The organism is Pseudoalteromonas sp. S1609 (genome assembly GCF_005887255.1).
Classification (GTDB): domain Bacteria; phylum Pseudomonadota; class Gammaproteobacteria; order Enterobacterales; family Alteromonadaceae; genus Pseudoalteromonas.
Genome location: NZ_PNDJ01000015.1, coordinates 1 through 400 on the forward strand (window position 1 = coordinate 1; position 400 = coordinate 400).

3 tRNA genes are annotated in these 400 nt (G+C 42.5%); all 3 read right to left on the reverse strand.

Annotated features, from left to right (window positions below):
- Window positions 1-25: 25 nt before the first annotated feature.
- Window positions 26-102 (reverse strand) — tRNA-Met (locus CWB76_RS05165).
- Window positions 103-107: 5 nt separating this feature from the next.
- Window positions 108-182: transfer RNA gene (locus CWB76_RS05170), tRNA-Gln, on the reverse strand.
- 39 nt (window positions 183-221) lie between these two features.
- Window positions 222-306 (reverse strand) — tRNA-Leu (locus CWB76_RS05175).
- Window positions 307-400: the final 94 nt, after the last annotated feature.

Below are 400 nucleotides of genomic sequence, written 5' to 3' on the forward strand. Positions count from 1 at the left end.
TGCAGAGCCACTTCTAGAAAAGAAATGGTGGCTAAGACGGGATTTGAACCTGTGACCCCATCATTATGAGTGATGTGCTCTAACCAGCTGAGCTACTTAGCCATTGTTGGCTGGGATACCAGGATTTGAACCTGGGAATGCCAGGATCAAAACCTGGTGCCTTACCGCTTGGCGATATCCCAACTATAAATTTGGATGAGTTTTAATTCTAGTTAAGAATATGGTGCGGAAGGAGAGACTTGAACTCTCACATCCTAAGATACTGGAACCTAAATCCAGCGCGTCTACCAATTCCGCCACTCCCGCATTATCACTTTGAATTAATCAAAGAAATGGTAGTTATTTTAAACTCTTCATTGAGTTGCAATTTAACTCTTGCAGAGCCACTTCTAGAGATGAA